At 73.2% G+C, this 18,958-nt stretch carries 19 protein-coding genes and 2 pseudogenes; 19 read left to right on the forward strand and 2 right to left on the reverse strand.

Going from position 1 to position 18,958, the window contains the following annotated elements:
• Positions 1–23 precede the first annotated feature (23 nt).
• The 6 genes from JQX11_RS05030 to JQX11_RS05055 all read left to right on the forward strand — a co-directional run bounded on the left by JQX11_RS05030 (position 24) and on the right by JQX11_RS05055 (position 7,647).
• Positions 24–1,421 carry an ammonium transporter gene (locus tag JQX11_RS05030; RefSeq protein WP_204923816.1) on the forward strand — a complete coding sequence of 466 codons (1,398 nt, stop codon included), beginning with the start codon at positions 24–26 and terminating at the stop codon, positions 1,419–1,421.
• 25 nt (positions 1,422–1,446) lie between these two features.
• The gene (locus JQX11_RS05035; protein WP_067307311.1) at positions 1,447–1,785 is read left to right on the forward strand and encodes a P-II family nitrogen regulator; all 339 of its coding nucleotides are present in this window, start codon (positions 1,447–1,449) and stop codon (positions 1,783–1,785) included.
• 12 nt (positions 1,786–1,797) lie between these two features.
• Positions 1,798–4,122, forward strand: coding sequence for a [protein-PII] uridylyltransferase (locus tag JQX11_RS05040; protein WP_204923817.1), 2,325 nt, complete (start codon positions 1,798–1,800; stop codon positions 4,120–4,122).
• Positions 4,123–4,342: 220 nt separating this feature from the next.
• Positions 4,343–5,899 carry a signal recognition particle protein gene (ffh, locus tag JQX11_RS05045; protein ID WP_204923818.1) on the forward strand — a complete coding sequence of 519 codons (1,557 nt, stop codon included), beginning with the start codon at positions 4,343–4,345 and terminating at the stop codon, positions 5,897–5,899.
• Between the two features lie 68 nt (positions 5,900–5,967).
• Positions 5,968–6,549 (forward strand): Uma2 family endonuclease, encoded by a 582-nt coding sequence (locus JQX11_RS05050; RefSeq protein ID WP_204923819.1) that lies wholly within the window; start codon positions 5,968–5,970, stop codon positions 6,547–6,549.
• 18 nt (positions 6,550–6,567) lie between these two features.
• Positions 6,568–7,647, forward strand: a complete 1,080-nt coding sequence (locus JQX11_RS05055) for an amidohydrolase family protein (protein WP_204923820.1) — start codon at positions 6,568–6,570, stop codon at positions 7,645–7,647.
• A 76-nt stretch (positions 7,648–7,723) separates the two neighbouring features.
• Here JQX11_RS05055 and JQX11_RS05060 read toward each other — a convergent pair whose 3' ends face one another.
• Complete coding sequence (locus tag JQX11_RS05060; RefSeq protein ID WP_204923821.1) at positions 7,724–8,245, reverse strand: hypothetical protein; 522 nt, start codon at positions 8,243–8,245, stop codon at positions 7,724–7,726.
• Between the two features lie 69 nt (positions 8,246–8,314).
• Between JQX11_RS05060 and proS the strand changes: the two genes are divergently transcribed.
• The 12 genes and pseudogenes from proS (at position 8,315) to JQX11_RS05120 (ending at position 16,854) form a co-directional block, all read left to right on the forward strand.
• The gene (proS, locus tag JQX11_RS05065; RefSeq protein ID WP_204923822.1) at positions 8,315–9,721 is read left to right on the forward strand and encodes a proline--tRNA ligase; all 1,407 of its coding nucleotides are present in this window, start codon (positions 8,315–8,317) and stop codon (positions 9,719–9,721) included.
• Between the two features lie 157 nt (positions 9,722–9,878).
• Positions 9,879–10,526 carry a ribonuclease FAU-1 family protein gene (locus JQX11_RS05070; RefSeq protein WP_204923823.1) on the forward strand — a complete coding sequence of 216 codons (648 nt, stop codon included), beginning with the start codon at positions 9,879–9,881 and terminating at the stop codon, positions 10,524–10,526.
• A gap of 248 nt (positions 10,527–10,774) precedes the next feature.
• Positions 10,775–11,251, forward strand: coding sequence for a 30S ribosomal protein S16 (rpsP, locus tag JQX11_RS05075; RefSeq protein WP_204923824.1), 477 nt, complete (start codon positions 10,775–10,777; stop codon positions 11,249–11,251).
• Positions 11,226–11,486 (forward strand): RNA-binding protein, encoded by a 261-nt coding sequence (locus JQX11_RS05080; RefSeq protein ID WP_172862164.1) that lies wholly within the window; start codon positions 11,226–11,228, stop codon positions 11,484–11,486. Before rpsP ends, JQX11_RS05080 begins: the two co-directional genes overlap by 26 nt.
• Before the next feature lie 2 nt (positions 11,487–11,488).
• Positions 11,489–12,073 carry a ribosome maturation factor RimM gene (gene rimM / locus JQX11_RS05085; RefSeq protein ID WP_204924140.1) on the forward strand — a complete coding sequence of 195 codons (585 nt, stop codon included), beginning with the start codon at positions 11,489–11,491 and terminating at the stop codon, positions 12,071–12,073.
• Between the two features lie 15 nt (positions 12,074–12,088).
• Positions 12,089–12,877: a tRNA (guanosine(37)-N1)-methyltransferase TrmD gene (trmD, locus tag JQX11_RS05090; RefSeq protein ID WP_204923825.1), complete on the forward strand. Its 789-nt coding sequence runs from the start codon at positions 12,089–12,091 to the stop codon at positions 12,875–12,877.
• 142 nt (positions 12,878–13,019) lie between these two features.
• Positions 13,020–13,376 carry a 50S ribosomal protein L19 gene (rplS, locus tag JQX11_RS05095; protein ID WP_088646705.1) on the forward strand — a complete coding sequence of 119 codons (357 nt, stop codon included), beginning with the start codon at positions 13,020–13,022 and terminating at the stop codon, positions 13,374–13,376.
• A gap of 192 nt (positions 13,377–13,568) precedes the next feature.
• Positions 13,569–14,390, forward strand: a pseudogene (gene lepB, locus JQX11_RS05100) (signal peptidase I); the annotation flags it as partial.
• Positions 14,391–14,554: 164 nt separating this feature from the next.
• A complete protein-coding gene (gene lepB / locus JQX11_RS05105; protein ID WP_088646703.1) occupies positions 14,555–15,190 on the forward strand; it encodes a signal peptidase I in 636 nt (211 codons plus the stop codon).
• Positions 15,191–15,248: 58 nt separating this feature from the next.
• Complete coding sequence (locus JQX11_RS05110) at positions 15,249–15,728, forward strand: NUDIX hydrolase (protein WP_204923827.1); 480 nt, start codon at positions 15,249–15,251, stop codon at positions 15,726–15,728.
• Positions 15,722–16,534: a ribonuclease HII gene (locus JQX11_RS05115; protein WP_204923828.1), complete on the forward strand. Its 813-nt coding sequence runs from the start codon at positions 15,722–15,724 to the stop codon at positions 16,532–16,534. The genes JQX11_RS05110 and JQX11_RS05115 overlap by 7 nt, the downstream gene beginning before the upstream one ends.
• Positions 16,531–16,854 (forward strand): DUF2469 domain-containing protein, encoded by a 324-nt coding sequence (locus JQX11_RS05120; protein ID WP_011905215.1) that lies wholly within the window; start codon positions 16,531–16,533, stop codon positions 16,852–16,854. The genes JQX11_RS05115 and JQX11_RS05120 overlap by 4 nt, the downstream gene beginning before the upstream one ends.
• Before the next feature lie 54 nt (positions 16,855–16,908).
• On the opposite strand, the gene JQX11_RS05125 is transcribed toward JQX11_RS05120, so the two are convergent.
• Positions 16,909–18,015 carry a sulfite oxidase gene (locus tag JQX11_RS05125; protein ID WP_204923829.1) on the reverse strand — a complete coding sequence of 369 codons (1,107 nt, stop codon included), beginning with the start codon at positions 18,013–18,015 and terminating at the stop codon, positions 16,909–16,911.
• Between the two features lie 207 nt (positions 18,016–18,222).
• On the opposite strand from JQX11_RS05125, the pseudogene JQX11_RS05130 reads away from it, so the two are divergent.
• Positions 18,223–18,777 (forward strand): annotated as a pseudogene (locus JQX11_RS05130) (murein hydrolase activator EnvC family protein); the annotation flags it as partial.
• Positions 18,778–18,958: the final 181 nt, after the last annotated feature.

Genomic DNA, 18,958 nt, shown 5'->3' on the forward strand with positions numbered 1-18,958 from the left:
AACTTCACCTTTAGGAGGCCAGCGTGCCTGAAGCACCGACGATCGACGGCGGCAACACCGTTTGGCTGCTGGTTTCGACCGCTCTCGTGCTGCTCATGACCCCCGGACTGGCGCTGTTCTACGGCGGCCTCAACCGGGCCAAGGGCGTGCTCAACATGATGATGATGAGCTTCTCCGCCATCGGGCTCATCTCTGTTCTGTGGTGGTTCTACGGTTTCAGCATTGCTTTCGGGACCGACGTCAACGGTTTCTGGGGCGACCCCGGTGCGTACCTGGGCACCAAGACCTTCCTCGCCGAGACCGACCTGTGGGGTGCCACGGCGGAGAACCCCAGCGGCATCGGCGTCCCGCTGTACGTGTTCATGGCGTTCCAGATGGTCTTCGCGGTGATCACCGTCGCGCTGATCAGCGGCGCGATCTCCGACCGGGCCAAGTTCGGCGGCTGGCTGCTGTTCGCCTTCGGCTGGGCCACCCTGGTCTACTTCCCCGTCGCCCACTGGGTGTGGGGCGGCGGCATCATCGGCGCCAAGATCCACGCGCTCGACTTCGCCGGTGGTACCGCGGTGCACATCAACGCCGGTGCGGCGGCCCTGGCCGTCGCCCTGGTGCTCGGCAAGCGGCTCGGCTGGCCGCGTGAGGGCATGAAGCCGCACAACATCCCGCTGGTCGCGCTCGGCGCCGGCCTGCTGTGGTTCGGGTGGTTCGGCTTCAACGCCGGGTCGGAGCTCACCGTCGACTCGGTCGCCGGGCTGGCCTTCATCAACACCCAGCTCGCCACCGCCGCGGCGGTGCTCGGCTGGATCGCGGTGGAGTGGATCAAGGACAAGAAGCCGACCATGGTCGGTGCCTCGTCCGGTGCCGTCGCCGGTCTGGTCGCCATCACCCCGGCCTGCGGGTTCATCGCCCCCTGGGCGGCCGTCCTGCTCGGCATCGTCGCCGGTGTGGTCTGCGCCCTGGCCATCAGCCTGAAGTACAAGCTCGGCTACGACGACTCGCTCGACGTGGTCGGCGTGCACTTCGTCGGCGGTTGGATCGGGTCGCTGTGGCTCGGCCTGTTCGCCACCAACTCGGTCAACGCCGCGATCAGCGACGTGGTCGGCGCCTCCGACGGCCTGTTCTACGGCGGCGGCGTGACCCAGTTCGGCCGCCAGGCCCTCGCCGGCCTGATCGTGACCGCCTGGTCCTTCGGGGTCGCCTGGGTGCTCGCCTTCGTCATCGACAAGACCCTCGGTTTCCGGGTCAAGGCCGAGGACGAGGTCGAGGGTATCGACATCAGCGAGCACGCGGAGAGCGGTTACGACCTCTCCCCGAGCACCGGCGGTGCCGGTGGCGGGGCGTTCGCGATGGCCGGGATCACCCCGGGTGGCGCGAAGGCCTCCGAGCCGGCCGCCGCGCCGGTGGACGAGAAGGTCGCCGGTTAACGTTCGGAGAATGGAGGGCATGGACATGAAGCTGGTGACCGCGGTCATCAAGCCGTACCAACTGGACGCGGTGAAGGAGGCCCTGCACGCTCTCGGCGTTGCCGGCCTGACCGTCAGCGAGGTCCAGGGGTACGGGCGTCAGAAGGGGCACACCGAGGTTTACCGGGGTGCCGAGTACACGGTCGAGTTCCTGCCCAAGATCCGGGTCGAGGTGCTCACCGACGAGATGGACGTCGACAAGGTCGTCGACGCGATCGTGGCCGCCGCCCGTACCGGCAAGATCGGTGACGGCAAGGTCTGGGTGACCGGCGTGGAAGAGGTCGTCCGGGTCCGTACCGGCGAGCGCGGCCTCGACGCCCTGTAGGAGGACCTGTAGATGACCCCGTCGATCAGGAGGAACGCGTCGGACGACAGCACCGGCGCAGGGACGGACCTCCTGGTCGACGGGGTCGTCGGGGTTCCCGTAGGCATCGGCGAACCGGCCCGGCTCGCCCGGGCCGGGGCGTTCGACGCCTGGCTGCACGGCCTGCTGCCGGCCCGGGAGGGCATCGCGCTGATCGCCGTCGGCGGCCTCGGCCGTCGGCAGTGCGCACCCTACGGGGACCTCGACCTCGTGCTGCTGCACGCCGGGGTGGCCGGGGTGGACGAGTTGGCCGCCTCACTGTGGTACCCGATCTGGGACGCCGGGGTCCGGCTCGACCACTCCGTGCGTACCCTCGCCGAGGCGCTGTCGGTGGCCCAGGACGACGTCAAGGTCGCCCTGGCCCTGCTCGACGCCCGGTTCGTCGCCGGTGACCGGGCGCTGGCCGACACCCTCACCCGGACCGCCACCGACCACTGGCGGCGAACCGCCGTCCGCCAGCTGCCCGCCCTGCGGGAGATCACCGAGGTGCGCTGGCGTACCCACGGTGAACTGGCCTTCCTGCTCGAAGGCGACCTGAAGGAGGCCGCCGGCGGGCTGCGCGACGTGGGCATCCTGCGGGCCATCGCCACGGCCGGGATCACCGACGCGCTGCGTCCCGCCGTCCGCGCCGCCCACCTGCGGCTGCTGGACACCCGCGACGCCCTCCACCAGCAGGTGGGACGCCGGGTCGACCGGCTGGTCGCCCAGGAACGCGCCGGGGTGGCCGCGCTGCTCGGCCTGCGCCAGTCGGCGGCCGAGGCCGCCGAGGCCGGGGCGCGGGCGGACTCCGGCGACGGTGACGCCCTGCTGCGCCGGGTGGCCGGCGACGCGCGCACCGTCAGCCACGCCCTCGACGACGCCTGGCGGGCCGCCGACCGGCTCCGCTCCGGCCGTCGCCGGGGTACCGACGGCCGGCCGCTGCGCCGCCCGGTCGCCCGGGACGTGGTCGAGCACGACGGGGAACTGGTGCTCGCCCGGACCGCCATCGGGGCCCGCCCCGACCCGAGCCTGTCGCTGCGGATCGCCGCCGCCGCGGCCACCCACCGGCTGCCGATCGCGCGGGCCACCTGCGAGTGGCTGGCCGCGTACTGCCCGCCGCTGCCCGCGCCCTGGCCGCCGGCCGCCCGGGCCGCGTTCGTCACCCTGCTCGGCGCCGGCCCCGGCCTGGTGCCCGCCTGGGAGACCTGCGACCGGTACGGCCTGATCGACGGCTGGCTGCCCGAGTGGACCCGGATGCGCAGCCTGCCCCAGCACAACCCGGTGCACCGGTTCACCCTCGACCGGCACCTGGTGCAGGCCGCGTACGAGGCGAGCCGGCACACCCGCGACGTCGAGCGCCCCGACCTGCTGCTGATCGGCGCGTTCCTGCACGACATCGGCAAGGGATTGGACGGCGACCACTCCACCGTCGGCGCGCCGCTGGCCGAGGCGGTGGCCACCCGGATCGGCCTGCCCGCCGAGGAGGCGGCGCTGATCGGCACGCTGGTCCGGCTGCACCTGCTCCTGCCCGACGTGGCGACCCGCCGCGACCTGTCCGACCCGAAGACGATCGCCGGGGTGGCCGAGCGGGTCGGCGACACCACCACGCTGGAGCTGCTGCACGCCCTGGTGCTGGCCGACGCCGCCGCCACCGGCCCGGCCGCCTGGTCCGGGTGGAAGGGGCGGCTGATCGCCGAGCTGGTCGCCCGGGTGCGGACCACCCTGGACACGGGCGTGGTGCCCGCCCCGCCGGCCCCCGACCCGGCGCTGGTCTCCGGGCCGCTGCCGGTCGTACACCTGACCGAGGACCGGGTGGCGGTGGCCGCGGCCGACCGGCGGGGGCTGCTCGCCACGGTCGCCGGTTGCCTGGCCCTGCACCGGCTGGAGGTGATCTCGGCGGACGCCGCCACGGTCGACGGCCGGGCCCTGGTCGAGTGCCGGGTGCAGCCGCGCTACGGGCTGGCCCCGGACCCGATCGCACTCAGCGCCGACCTGCGGCGCGCGGTCACCGGTGACGTCTCGGTGACCCAACGGCTGCGCGGCCGGGCGCTGGCCGCCCGCAGCGGGGGAGCGGCCCCCCGGGTCGTCTGGCACCGGGAGGCGGCCACCGACGCGGTCCTGCTGGAGCTGCGCGCCGCCGACGCGGCCGGCCTGCTCTACCGGGTCACCTGCGCGCTGGACGAGGCCGGGGCACAGGTGCGCGCCGCCCGGATCTCCACCCTCGGCGGTGACGTGGTCGACGCGTTCTACCTGGTCGGTGGCTGGCCGTCGGACGAGCAGCGGGACCGCGTCGAGGCCGCCGTCCTCGCCGCCGTGTAGGGCTGCCGGCAACCGCCCGGGGCGACGCCGGTGCCCGGCGGCCGGTCGGGCCGGCGGGCGCGTCGTGGGCGGCCCGCCGCCGGCCGGGCCCCGGGCACGGTGCGGGGCGCGGCGCGCGGGGCCGGAGCGGGCGTGCGGCCGGCGGGCTACCCTAACGGTGGGCTGGACAGCCGGCCCGGCCGCACCTGTGCCCGCCGCTGACGACATACGGGATGTTCGCGTGTTTGACACCTTGAGTGACCGCCTGTCCGGAATCTTCACCAAGCTCCGTGGCAAGGGCCGGCTCACCGACGCCGACATCGACGCCACCGCCCGCGAGATCCGCCTGGCGTTGCTGGAGGCGGACGTCGCGCTGCCGGTGGTGAAGGGCTTCATCGCGAACGTCAAGGAGCGGGCCCGCAGCGCGGAGGTCTCCCAGGCGCTCAACCCGGCCCAGCAGATCGTCAAGATCGTCAACGAAGAGCTGATCAACGTGCTCGGCGGCGAGGGCCGGCGGCTCCAGTTCGCCAAGCAGCCGCCGACCGTGATCATGCTGGCCGGCCTCCAGGGCTCCGGTAAGACCACCCTCGCCGGCAAGCTGGCCCGCTGGCTCAAGGCCCAGGGGCACCAGCCGCTGCTGGTCGCCGCCGACCTCCAGCGTCCCAACGCCGTCGGGCAGCTCCAGGTGCTCGGTGGCCGCGCCGGCGTCGAGGTGTACGCCCCGGAGCCCGGCAACGGCACCGGCGACCCGGTGCAGGTCGCCCGCGCCTCGATCGAGCACGCGAAGCGGGCCGCCCGGGACATCGTCATCGTCGACACCGCCGGCCGGCTCGGCATCGACGCCGAGATGATGCAGCAGGCCGCCGACATCCGGGACGCGGTCGACCCCGACGAGGTCATCTTCGTCATCGACGCGATGGTCGGCCAGGACGCGGTCCGCACCGCCGAGGCGTTCCGCGACGGCGTGGGCATCACCGGTGTGGTGCTGTCCAAGCTCGACGGCGACGCCCGCGGTGGCGCGGCGCTGTCGGTGCGGGAGGTCACCGGCCAGCCGATCCTGTTCGCCTCCACCGGCGAGAAGCTGGAGGACTTCGACGTCTTCCACCCCGACCGGATGGCCAGCCGGATCCTCGGCATGGGCGACGTCCTCACTCTGATCGAGCAGGCCGAGCAGGCCTTCGACACCGATCAGAAGGAGAAGATGACCGCCAAGCTGATGGGCGGCGAGCAGTTCACCCTGGAGGACTTCCTCGACCAGCTCATCGCGGTGCGGCGGATGGGCCCGATCGCCAACGTGCTGGCCATGATGCCCGGCATGGGGCAGATGAAGGACCAGCTCGCCGAGCTGGACGACAAGCACTTCGACCGGGTCACCGCGATCATCAGGTCGATGACCCCGGCCGAGCGGACCAACCCGAAGATCATCAACGGCTCCCGGCGGGCCCGCATCGCCGGTGGCTCCGGGGTCACCGTGATGGACGTCAACCAGCTGCTCAACCGCTTCGCCGACGCGCAGAAGATGATGAAGCAGATGGGCGGCATGATGGGCCTGCCCGGCGGGGGCCGGCGCAAGGCCACCAAGTCCCCGAAGAACAAGCGCAAGGGCACCAAGGGTGGCAACCGGCCGCGCAGCGGCGCGGGCGCCGGGCTGCCGGGCGGCTTCCCCGGTGGCATGCCGCAGCTCCCGCCGGGGATGGACCCGAACGACCTGGCGGGCGGCCAGGGGCTGCCGCCGGGCTTCAAGCTTCCGAAGATCGACTTCAACAAGCTCGGCAAGGGCGACAACCGGCCCCGCTGACGCGTGTCGGTGGCGGAGGGCGACGACCCGAGCACCTAGGGTGGTCGTCGCCCCTGGGAGGAGATGTCATGACCGCAGCACCCAGCCTGCCCGAACGGCACGAGTGGACGGTCGACGACCTCGGCGACCTGCCGAAGGACCTTCCGTACGAACTGATCAACGGAAGGTTGATCGTGCCGTCCCCCACTGCCCTGCATCAGGACCTGTGCGTCCGTCTGTTGCTCGCTGTCGAAGTCAACTGCCCGTCGGATCACCTCGTGAGTTTCGACCTGTCGATGCGGGTCGATCGCCGCAACGAGCCCCGGCCCGACGTGGTGGCGATCCACCGCCGGCACGCCGGCCGGTCGCCCGTCCCCGTCGAGGACGCCCTGCTCGCCGTGGAGGTGGTGGCACCCACCTCCACCTTCCGCGACATGTACGACAAGGCGAAGGTCTACGCGCACGCCGGGGTGCGCTCGTACTGGGTGGTCGACCCGCTCCAGGAGCGGATCACGCTGACCGAGTACGCGCTCGGTCCCGGTGGCCGCGACTACGAGCAGATCACCCACACCGAGGACCTGTTCGTCACCGAGTCGCCGTGGAAGGTCTCGGTCGACCTGCCGGCGCTGACCGTCCGGAAGAACGACCTGCTCGCCCCCGACGGGCAGTGATCGGGTAGGACTGTGCGCATGGCTCTGCATGTGCGCGGTGTGCTCCTACCCGACGACGAGGTCCGGGACGTCTGGCTCGACGGCGACCGGGTCACCTTCGACCCGGTGCCCGACGCCGAGACGGTCGCCGACTCCGGGTTCGTGCTGCCCGGCCTGGTCGACGCCCACTGCCACCTCGGCATCGCCCGGGGCGCCACCCCGGTCACCTCCCTCGACCAGGCCCGCACGTTGGCCCGTACCGACCGGGACGCCGGGGTGCTCGCGCTGCGCGACGCCGGTTCGCCGTACCCGTACCCCGAACTCGACGACGAACCGGACCTGCCGCGACTGGCCCGCGCCGGGCGGCACGTCGCCCCGCCGAAGCGCTACCTGCGCGACATCGGTCTGGAGGTCGAAGCGGCCGAGGTGACCGCAGCGGTCACCGCGCAGGCCGCCGCCGGCAACGGCTGGGTCAAGCTGGTCGGTGACTGGATCGACCGGGGCGTCGGCGACCTCGCCCCGGCCTGGGACGCCGACACGATGGCCGCCGCCGTGGCCGCCGCGCACGCCGCCGGGGTACGCGCGGCGGTGCACACGTTCAGCGAGTCGGCCGTGGAGATCATGGTGAAGGCCGGGGTGGACTCGGTGGAGCACGGCACCGGGCTGAGCCTCGACCTGATCGACCTGATGGCCCGGCAGGGCACCGCGCTGGTCCCCACGATGATCAACATTCGGACCTTCGGGGGCATCGCCGCCGCGGCCCGCCCCAAGTTCCCCGGCTACGCCGACCACATGCTCGCCCTGCGCGACCGCTTCCCCGAGGTGGTGCGTGCCGCCCACGAGGCCGGGGTGCCGATCTACGTGGGCACCGACGCGGGCGGCGGCATCGACCACGGGCTGGCCGCCGAGGAGATGCTGCTGCTGCACGAGCAGGCCGGCATGCCCGCCGTGGACGTCCTCGCCGCCGCCTCCTGGCGGGCCCGACAGTGGCTCGGCTTCCCCGGCCTGGTCGAGGGCGGCCTGGCGGACCTGGTCGTCTACCCCGAGGATCCGCGCCGCGACCTGCGGGTGGTCCGGACGCCCAGCCGGATCGTGCTGCGCGGCCGGGTGGTCCGCTGACCGGCCGGGTCGCCCGTGGCCGGCCCGCGCGCCGGTTGCGCCGCCGACCACGGTGGTCGACGGCCACGGACGCCGCTCAGCGCACGTCGAGTTCGTACTCGGCCTCGACCCAGAACCGCGCGCCGTCGTGCCCGGCGAAGGTCAGCCGGTGCGTGCCCGGCGCCGGCGGCGGCACCAGCCCCCACAGGCCCCAGCAGGAGACCTGCACCGGCCACGGCCAGGTGGTGACGACGTTGTTGAAGAACCCCCGGACCGGGAACGAGGCGGCGGAGCCGGCCGGCCGTACCGGCACCGGGGCCCCGTCCAGTTCGGCGTGCCCGCTGGCGTCGGGCATCGGCTCGGCCGGCTCGTCGCGGCGGCCGGGCTGCCAGTAGCTGAACGCCGGGAAGAACAGGGGACGGCCCGCCGGCACCACGCAGCGCCGGCTGACTCCGCCGCCGAAGGTGCCCGCGAGGAACCACACGTCGTCCGGCTGGTGACGCCCGCCGTGCCGGCCGGTGTCGTCCCTGACCGGGTTGACCGGCTGACGGTGCGCGGCCACCCAGGCCACCCAGCGGGCGGCGAGCGGGGCCAGGGCCGGTGCCGGGTCGCAGAGCATGACGGCAGATGGTAGTGCGGGCGCGCCCGGCTGCGCCGACCCGTCGGGGGGCGCATAGGATGTGCGGTCATGGCTCGCGTGCTCACTCCCCGTGCGGAGGACTTTCCCCGCTGGTACCAGGACCTGATCGCCAAGGCGAAGCTGGCCGACAACGGCCCGGTCCGGGGGACCATGGTCATCCGACCGGCCGGCTACGCCATCTGGGAGCGGATGCAGGCCGAGATGGACGCCCGGATCAAGGCGGCCGGCGCGGAGAACGCGTACTTCCCGCTGTTCATCCCGGAGAGCTACCTCAAGCGCGAGGCCGAGCACGTCGAGGGCTTCTCGCCGGAGCTGGCGGTGGTCACCCACGGTGGCGGTAAGCAGCTCGCCGAGCCGGTGGTGGTGCGCCCCACCAGCGAGACGGTGATCGGCGAGTTCATGGCCAAGTGGATCGACTCGTACCGGGACCTGCCGTTGCTGCTCAACCAGTGGGCGAACGTGGTCCGCTGGGAATTGCGGCCCCGGGTCTTCCTGCGTACCAGCGAGTTCCTCTGGCAGGAGGGGCACACCGCGCACGCCACCCGCGAGGACGCCCGCGCCTACGCCCGCAAGATCCTGCACGAGGCGTACGAGGACCTGATGGTCAACGTGCTGGGTATCCCGGTGGTGGTCGGGTTGAAGACGGCCCGGGAGCGGTTCGCCGGGGCGACCGCCACCTACACCTGCGAAGGCATGATGGGCGACGGCAAGGCGCTGCAGCTCGGCACCAGCCACGAGCTGGGGCAGAACTTCGCCAAGGCGTTCGACATCAGCTACTCCTCGGCCGAGGGCGGCCGGGAGCACGCCTGGACGACCTCTTGGGGCACCTCCACCCGGATGCTCGGCGGGCTGATCATGGCGCACGGTGACGACAACGGGCTGCGGGTGCCGCCGAGGCTGGCCCCGATCCAGGCGTACGTCATGATCGTCAAGGCGGGCGACGGCGTGGGCGAGGCGGCGGCCAAGCTGCGTGACGCGCTGCGCGACGCCGGCGTCCGGGTCGCGCTCGACGACCGCACCGACACCGCGTTCGGCCGCCGGGCCGTCGACGCCGAGCTGCGCGGCTACCCGGTACGCGTCGAGGTCGGCCCCCGCGACCTGGCCGCCGGCAACGCGGTCGTGGTCCGGCGGACGGACGGCTCGAAGGCCCCCACCCCGGTCGCCGACGTCGTCGACGCCGTCCTGGCCGCCCTGGAGGCCGACCAGCAGGCCCTGCACGACGAGGCGCTCGCCCACCGGCGGTCCCGCACCGTCGAGGTGTCCACCCTCGCCGAGGCGATCGAGGCGGCGGCCACCGGCTGGGCCATGGTGCCGTGGTCGGCCGTCGGCATCGCGGGCGAGGCCGAGGCCAACGGCCAGGGCGTCACCGTCCGGTGCCTGCTGCGGGCCGACGGGTCCGTCCCGGACAACGAGGACGAGCCGGACCTGACCGCCATCCTGGCCCGCGCCTACTGAGCCGCCCACGGCGGACCCCGGTCCGCCGACCCGCTCTCTGCCGGCGGTGCCTCCCGTGCGCCGCCGGCTCACCGGGACGCGGGCCGGCGTCGTGGCCGGAGCCCCGGGACCGCCGGGACCGGCGCGCCGCAGGTGCGTGCAGAGCTGTGGAGGTGTGGTGCGTTTCGAACCGGGTCAGCTGATCGTGCACCGCAACGTGCGGCACGGCCGGATCGGGTGGGTCCGGCCGGCCCGGGTGGTGCTCGACGACGACCGGGGCCTGCTGCTCTGGGTGGCCCGGGACACGCCGGTGGCGCACGAGGTGTCCGAGGCGGGGCTGGGCATGCGGGCGATGCCGTTCACCGAGTGGATCACCTCGTCGTACCGGCTGGCCCGGGGTCGGTGGAACGGACCGCCGCTGCTGGAGTTCCTGCCGGCGGGCGCGGCCCACTCGGTCTGGTTCTTCCGCGACGAGAAGGACCGGTTCGCCGCCTGGTACGTCAACCTGGAGGAGCCCGGCGTCCGGTGGGACGACGGGTCGCTGGCCGGGGTGGACGTGGTCGACCAGGACCTGGACGTGGTGGTCCGGCCCGACCACAGCTGGCAGTGGAAGGACGAGGACGAGTTCTCCGAGCGGCTCGCCTTCCCCGACCACTACTGGGTGACCGACGAGAAGGCCGTACGCGCGGAGGGGGAGCGGGTGATCGCCCTCGCCGAGGCGGGGACGTTCCCGTTCGACGGCACCTGGTGCGACTTCGTCCCGCCGGCCGACTGGACGCCCCCGACGGAGCTGCCGCCCGGCTGGGACCGGCCACCCGCGCGATGAGTGTGTCGTAGCTCACTGGCGACCGGCCCGCCGGCCGGCCGTGCCGGTCGGGTGGGCCGATGTGAGTGTTCGGCGGGTGATCTGGCAGAATGGGTCGCTGGTATCCGGCGCGCGTCCGGCGCCCTCTAACCCGGGCGCGTCGCCAGTCCATCGAGCAGTCTCCGGCCCAACCCCACTGTGCCGGTCGACGCTCACCCGTGCACCGCCCGTAGCCGGGTCGGTGAAATCGCAACAGGAGCGAAACAACTGTGGCCGTAAAGATCCGGCTCCTGCGGATGGGCAAGATCCGCAACCCGCAGTACCGCATCGTCATCGCGGACTCGCGCACCAAGCGTGACGGTCGCGCGATCGAGTTCGTGGGCGTCTACCAGCCGAAGGAAGACCCCTCGATCATCGAGGTCAAGTCGGAGCGCGTCCAGTACTGGCTCTCGGTCGGCGCGCAGCCGAGCGAGGCCGTCCAGCGTCTGCTGGAGCTGACCGGCGACTGGCAGAAGTTCAAGGGCCTGCCGGCCCCGCCGCCGCTCAAGGTCGCCGCCGAGCGCGCCGACCGCAAGGCGGCGTACGAGGCCGAGGCGAAGGCCGCCGCCGGCCTGGCCCCGGAGACCCCCGCCAAGCCGGCCCGCAAGGCCGCCAAGGCGGAGGCCCCGGCCGAGACCGAGGCGCCGAAGACCGAGGCTCCGGCCGAGGCCCCGGCTGCTGCTGCCGACGCCGGTGAGCAGGCCTGACATGCCGCTGCGTCCCGCCCTGGAGCACCTGGTCAAGGGAATCGTCGACCACCCGGACGACGTGCGCGTCCGCATGGTCGACTCCCGTCGGGGCAAGCGGCTGGAAGTCCGCGTGCACCCGGAGGATCTCGGCACGGTGATCGGGCGGTCCGGGCGGACCGCCAAGGCGCTGCGTCAGGTGATCGGCTCCATCGGTGGACGCGGGGTACGCGTCGACATCGTCGACTCGTACTGATGCTGCTCATCGTCGGCAGGATCGGCAAACCGCACGGCATCCGCGGTGAGGTCACCGTGGAGGTGCGGACCGACGAGCCCGAAGCGCGGTTCGCCCCCGGCGCGGTGCTGTGCACCGAGCCGGGGGCGACGCCCCGGGTGGCGGCACCGCGCCGGGGCGGGGCCGAGCCGGCCCCCACCGTCGCGCCCGGCGTGGCCTACGAGGTCCCCGCCGAGCTGACCATCGAGTCGGCCCGCTGGCACCAGGGGCGGATGCTGGTGGCCTTCGAAGGGGTGCTCGACCGGGAGACCGCCGAGGCGCTGCGCGGCACCCTGCTCGGGGTGGACAGCGCCTCCGTCGCCCCGCCGGAGGACCCGGAGGAGTTCCACGACCACCAGCTGGTCGGCCTGGCCGTGGTCACCCCGGCCGGTGAGCACCTCGGCGAGGTGGCGAAGATCGACCATGCGCCCGCCTCCGACCTGCTCGTCCTGCGCCGCCCCCAGGGGGGCAGTGCGCTGATCCCGTTCGTCAAGGCGATCGTCCCGGAGGTCGATCTCGCCGGCGGACGCGTCGTCGTCGACCCGCCGGCCGGTCTGCTCGACCTCTAGCCGGAAGCCACCCACATGCGCGTCGACATCGTGTCGATCTTCCCGGAGTACTTCGCCCCGCTCGACCTGTCCCTGATCGGGCGGGCCCGGGAGCAGGGCCTGCTCCGGCTGGCCGTCCACGACCTGCGGGACTGGACGCACGACGTGCACCGTACGGTCGACGACACGCCGTACGGCGGCGGGCCGGGCATGGTGATGAGGCCCGAGCCGTGGGGTGAGGCGCTGGACGCGCTGGCCCCCGACGAGCTGGCCCCGGACGGCCTGACCCTGCCCCGGCTGCTGGTGCCCTCCCCGGCCGGTGCGCCGTTCACCCAGGCGATGGCGCACGAGCTGGCCGCCGAGTCGCACCTGCTCTTCGCCTGCGGCCGGTACGAGGGCATCGACCAGCGGGTGCTCGACCACGCGGCGACCCGGCTGAAGGTCACCGAGGTCTCGCTCGGCGACTACGTGCTCTTCGGCGGCGAGGTCGCGGTGCTGGTGATCCTGGAGGCGGTCACCCGGCTGCTGCCCGGGGTGCTCGGCAACGCGGGTTCGCTTGACGACGAGTCGCACGCCCACGGCCTGCTGGAAGCCCCGATGTACACCAAGCCGGCGAGCTGGCGGGGGTACGAGGTGCCCGACGTGCTCCGCTCGGGCGACCACGGGCGGATCGCCCGCTGGCGGCGCGACGAGGCGCTGACCCGGACGGCCCGCCGACGGCCCGACATGATCGCCGCGCTGTCCCCGGAGATTCTGGACAAACGGGACGTGGCCGCGCTGGAGCGGGGTGGCTTCCCCCTGCCCCCGGGGGATGTGGCAAAGTAGAGGGGTTGCCGCATCCGTCCACGCCGTGGGCGGCTGCGAGGATTCCCGACCGGGGTCGGCCTGCCGGCAACCACCCGGGGATCAGAATCACCCATCCGCGCACCGAGTGACGGTGCGCCGTGAGCATTACGAGGACGCAGCGATGAACATCCTGGACGCCCTTGACGCCCAGTCGAAGCGTACCGACATCCCCGACTTCCGGGCCGGTGACACCGTCAAGGTGCACGCGCGGGTCGTCGAGGGCAACCGGTCCCGGGTCCAGATCTTCCAGGGCGTCGTCATCCGCCGCCAGGGTGACGGTCTGCGCGAGACCTTCACGGTCCGCAAGGTCAGCTTCGGTGTGGGTGTGGAGCGGACGTACCCGCTCAACGGCCCGGGTATCGACCGGATCGAGGTCGTGACCCGTGGTGACGTGCGTCGGGCCAAGCTCTACTACCTGCGCGAGCTGCGCGGCAAGAAGGCCAAGATCAAGGAGAAGCGCGAGAAGCAGCCCAGCTGATCTCCGTTCGCCACGCCGCCTGACCTGCGCGGATGTCGTATCGACCAGAGCGCATTACGCTGATCGGTACGGGCGCAGACCGGCGGATGGTGTCGCGACGACAGATCGCGGCGCTCCGATCGTCCCTGCCGCCCGTGGGGCCTCGACGAGGCTCCCGGGCGGTAGTGTCGTTTCTGCGGACCGGGGAGTGGCGTGGTGCAGGTGCTTGACTCGAACGGCACAGCGGACCCGTGGCGTCGGCGGGCCCGCCCCGCCCGTCGGCAGATGCCCCTCTGGCAGGAGCTGCCACTGCTGTTGATCGTGGCCTTCTGCCTCGCGGTGCTGATCCGCACCTTCCTCCTCCAGGCCTTCTTCATCCCGTCCAGCTCGATGGAGGACACCCTCCTCATCGGCGACCGGGTCCTGGTCAACAAGGTCGTCTACGACATGCGCGACCCGTTGCGCGGCGAGGTCGTGGTGTTCCGGGGCACCGACAAGTGGGTCGCCCAGGAGAATCCCGTGCCGCCGACCGGTGCCGCCGGCAAGATCGGTCGCACCCTCGGCGATCTGGTCGGGGTGAGCCGCCCCGGCGAGAAGGACTTCATCAAACGGGTGATCGGGCTGCCCGGCGACCGGGTCAAGTGCTGCGACGACCAGGGCCGGGTCATGGTCAACGGCATCCCGCTCGACGAGCCGTACGTGGTGCGGAACTCCCCGCTGGACGTCCCGCCGAACCCGAAGGAGTGCCGGTCCCGCCGGTTCGACGAGGTGGTCGTACCCCCGGGGCAGATCTTCGTGATGGGTGACCACCGGCTGGTCTCCCAGGACGCCCGCTGCCAGGGCCCGGTGCCGATCGACAACGTGGTCGGCCGGGCGTTCATGGTGGTGTGGCCGTCGTCGCGGTGGGCGTCGCTGCCGGTGCCGGCCACCTTCGCCAAGTTGTCCGACTCCGCCGCCGCGAACACCGCCCCGGCCCCGGTACGGCCGACCCCGACCGGCGACGTGGTCCTGCTCCTCCCGGTCGCCGCCCTGCTGGCCGCCATCACCCGGTCCGGGCGGCGGGCGTGGTCCCGCGACCCCGCACGGCCCGGCGGTCGGGGCCGGTTCCGCCGACGGGAACGGTGGTGGCGGGCCGGGTGGCGGGAACCCCTCCGGCGTTCCGGGCGGCCCGTTCGGCTCCGGCGACGTAGGCTCCACCCGTGATTGACGAGCAGACCGAAAAGCCGCGCAGCTCCTTCTGGAAGGAGCTGCCCATTCTCCTGGGCGTCGCGATCCTGGTGGCGGTGCTGGTCCGCGCATTCGTGCTGCAGACCTTCTTCATCCCCTCGCCGTCAATGGAGAACACCCTCAAGATCGACGATCGGGTGCTGGTCAACAAGCTGGTCTACGACTTCCGCTCACCGCACCGGGGTGAGGTGGTGGTGTTCAAGGCGCCGACCGAGTGGAGCGGCAACCCCGACGGCGAGGACTTCATCAAGCGGGTGATCGGGGTCGGCGGCGACCACGTGGTCTGCTGCGACGCGCAGGACCGGCTCACGATCAACGGCAAGTCCCTCGACGAGCCCTACATCTACTCCGCGAACGGCCAGCAGGACAAGCCCGCCGACCAGGAGTTCGACATCACCGTCCCGGCGGGGCGGCTCTGGGTGATGGGTGACCACCGCTCGGCCTCCGGGGACTCCCTGGAGCACTGGCAGCAGTCCGGCCGCAACATCGACAGCGCCACCATCCCCGAGGGGGAGGTGGTGGGCCGGGCCTTCACCGTCTTCTGGCCGTTCGACCGGGCCACCTGGCTCACCGTGCCGAAGTCGTTCGACGGGATTCCCAACCCCTGACCGGCCGCGCCCGCCCCGGGCGTGGCCGACCGCCGGCACCGTCTGGCAGGCTGATGCGGTGACCGTCTTCCACCCCCGACGTGCGGCCCGCGTGCTGCTCGTCGACGCGTCCGGCCGGGTGCTGCTCTTCGCGGGCGTCGACCCGGCCCGCCCGGGTCACCGGTACTGGTTCACCCCCGGCGGTGGGCTCACCCCGGGGGAGTCCCCGGCGGTCGGGGCCGCCCGGGAGCTGGCCGAGGAGACCGGGCTGCGGCTGACGCCGGTTGAGCTGGGCGGGTCGGTCCGCTCCGAGACGATCGAGTTTCCCTTCGACGGCGTGTGGTACCGCCAGGAACAGGAGTTCTTCGTGGTCCGGGTGCCCACCTGGGAGGTCGACACGGCCGGCTTCGACGCGATCGAACGGGCCAGCGTCACCGGGCACCGCTGGTGGTCGGCGGCCGAGCTGGCCGACACCACCGAGCGGTGCTACCCCGCCGACCTGGCGGACCTGCTCACCCAGGTGCTGGCGGCGGCCCCCGCGTCGGAGCCGTCGTGCTGACCCCACCGCGCACGGTGGTGCGTCGCGACGGGGGGCTCTACGCGCTGGAACGCGCCCTGCAACGACGCGGATTCCGGCACGTCGCGGGCGCGGACGAGGCCGGCCGGGGGGCCTGTGCCGGCCCGCTGGTGGCCGCCGCCGCGGTGCTGCCCGAGGGGCGACGCGGCGAGATCGAGGGGCTGGCCGACTCCAAGCTGCTCACCCCGGCCAGCCGGGAGCGGGTGTACGCCGAGGTCGTCGCCCGCGCGCTGGCGTACGCGGTGGTGGTCGTCCCGGCCGAGGAGGTCGACACCCGGGGGCTGCACGTGTGCAACCTCGCCGCGATGCGCCGGGCCCTTGCCTCGCTGACCACCCGCCCGGAGTACGTGCTCACCGACGGCTTCGGGGTGGACGGGCTGGACGTGCCGGGGCTGGCGGTCTGGAAGGGCGACCGGGTGGCGGCCTGTGTGGCGGCGGCCAGCGTACTGGCCAAGGTCACCCGGGACCGGATCATGGTGGAGCTGGACGGACGCCACCCGGGCTACGGCTTCGCCGAACACAAGGGGTACATCACGGCCGAGCACACCGAGGCGTTGCGCGAGCGGGGGCCCTGCGTGGAGCACCGGTTCTCGTACGTCAACGTGGCCGCCGTCGCGGGCCGGGAGGGGACCCCACCCCGGGCCCGCCGGCCGCTCGGCGCAGCTGCTCCCGAGCCGATGGAGCGCTCGGGCCGGACAGGGGGTACCGTCGGCGTGGCGTTGGGCGAGCAGCCGCGGCCTCCGGCACCGGTGGGGGAAGATGTGGTCATGGAAGGCGGAGTGCGATGAGCGCGGAAGATCTCGAAAAGTACGAGACTGAGATGGAGCTGCAGCTCTACCGGGAGTACCGCGACATTGTCCGTCAGTTCTCCTACGTGGTGGAGACGGAACGCCGCTTCTACCTGGCCAACCAGGTGGACCTGCACGTGCGCAACTCCGACGGCGAGGTCTACTTCGAGGTCGAGATGCACGACGCCTGGGTCTGGGACATGTACCGTCCCGCCCGCTTCGTCAAGAACGTCCGGGTGATGACGTTCAAGGACGTCAACGTCGAGGAGCTGGAGAAGCCCGACATCTCGCTGCCGGCCGACTCGGGCTTCGGTAGCTGATCCCCGCCCCGCGTCGGCCGCCCACCGCCGACGTCGGGCCGGGAGCGGGCCGCCTCACTCCGCGACGACGAGCACGTCCACCCGCTGGACGAGGTTGTTGGCGAACCCACCCCGGTTCCACGGCTGCTCCACGGGCTGGGTACGCCCCGACGCGTCGGTCGCCCGCGCCCCCAGCGCGTAGCGGCCGGGCTGCGGCGTCCACTCGTACCGCCAGCGTCGCCACGACCACCCGCCGCCGGCCGGCGGGTCCAGGGTGGCCGGTGACCAGCTCGCCCCGCCGTCGGTGGTCACCTCCACCGCCACCACCGGCCCGTGCCCCGACCAGGCGCGTCCGTCCACCGTGCACGGCCCCGGCCGCAGCACCCGGGCCCGGGACATGAAATCCGGGAAACCCGGCGGCCGGACCAGCGCCCGGGGCTCGATCCGGGTCACCGGCACCCCCGGGTCGTCGGCGTCGCGCCGCAGCCGGTAGGCCACCGCGTTCTGGTAACCGTCGAACTCCCGGGTCAGCACGCTGATCGTGCGCAGCCACTTGACGTGCGCCATGCCGTACCAGCCGGGGACGATCAGCCGCAGCGGCGCGCCGTGCTGGGGCAGCAGGGGAGCGCCGTTCATCTCGTACGCCAGCAGCACCTCGTCGCGCAGCGCGTCGGCGACCGGCAGGGCCCGCTGGTAGTCCTGCTCCACCCCACGTTCCACGCCGTGGTCGGCGCCGGTGAACACCACGTCCACCGCGTCGGGCGCGATCCCGGCCTCGCGCAGCAGCGGCGCCAGCGGGGTGCCGGTCCACTCGGCGTTGCCCACCGCCTCCACCAGCCACGGCTGGCTGACCGGGCGGGGGTGCAGCAACGCCCGGCCGTTGCCGGCGCACTCCAGCGTCACCCGGTGGGTCACCCGGGGGCGTTCGCGCAGTTCGGCCAGCCCGAGCCGGAGCGGCCGACCCACCGCCCCGTCCACGGTCAGCGCGTGGACCGCCGGGTCGAGGTCGGGAATGTCGTAGTGGATGAGCAGGTAGTGCAGGCCGGCCGGGGTGACGTCGTACCGCAACGCTTCCAGCGGTATGCCGTGGTTGCGGGCGGCCAACCGGAGTTCCTCCGGGCTGATCCCCTCGTCCGTCCCGGCGACCCGCGAGGGCCGGCTCACGTCGTCCATGGTGGTCATCGGTGGCCTCCCGCTCCGCGCCGCACTGCGATCCCGTCAGCCTAGACCGGTCGGCCGGCCGGCACCGTCGTCGTTCCGCCCGGCGGCGGCCGGCAACCGGCATAACAGATCCACCGGCCCGACGGTCGTTTTCCACAGCCCGTCCCCTCATCCACAGCGGACACCGGGTGCGCGGCACCACGCGGGCGACCCCGGCATGCTGCGGTGATGCGCACAGGACTACGGCAGGTGACGGCCCTCGGGGTCGCCGTGCTCGTGTTCGGCTCGCACTGGTTCCCCGGCCGGCCGACCCCGCCACGATCCGCCCCGGTCCGGGTCGTGCCCGCACCGGCGTTCCGGTGGCCGCTCGACGGCCCGCCCCGACCGGTACGCCGGTTCGACCCACCCCCGCTGCCGTGGCTCGCCGGCCACCGGGGCGTGGACCTCGCCGCCGCGCCCGGTGCCACCGTCCGGGCCGCCGGGGCCGGCACGGTGCTCTTCGCCGGCATGGTCGCCGGCCGACCGGTGGTCACCGTCGGCCACCCGCAGGGGCTGCGGACCACCTACGAGCCGGTACGCCCCCGGGTGCGCACCGGTGACGTGGTGGCGGCCGGCGCCCCGCTGGGCGTGCTGCTGGCCGGGCATCCGGGCTGCCCTGCGACGGCGGCGCCGGCCGGCGGCTGCCTGCACTGGGGGGCCCGACGCGGCCCGGAATACCTCGACCCGCTGGCCCTGCTCGGGCTCGGCCGGGTCCGCCTGTTGCCGGTGACGACCGACCTCAGCCTCGGCCCGGGCACCACCGTCGAGGCCGGCCTCCGTCCGGCCCCTGACGCCGGGGTGGCCAGCCGTCTGGCCCGTGACGCCGCTGTGGCCCGCCGTGCGGCCACCGGCGGCGCTCCCGTCCGGACCCCAGGCACCGGCGACGGTCGACGATGGGGTGCCGGGCCGGACGGGGTCGCCCGGC

The sequence above is a fragment of the Micromonospora humida genome (genome assembly GCF_016901255.1).
Lineage (GTDB): Bacteria > Actinomycetota > Actinomycetes > Mycobacteriales > Micromonosporaceae > Micromonospora > Micromonospora wenchangensis.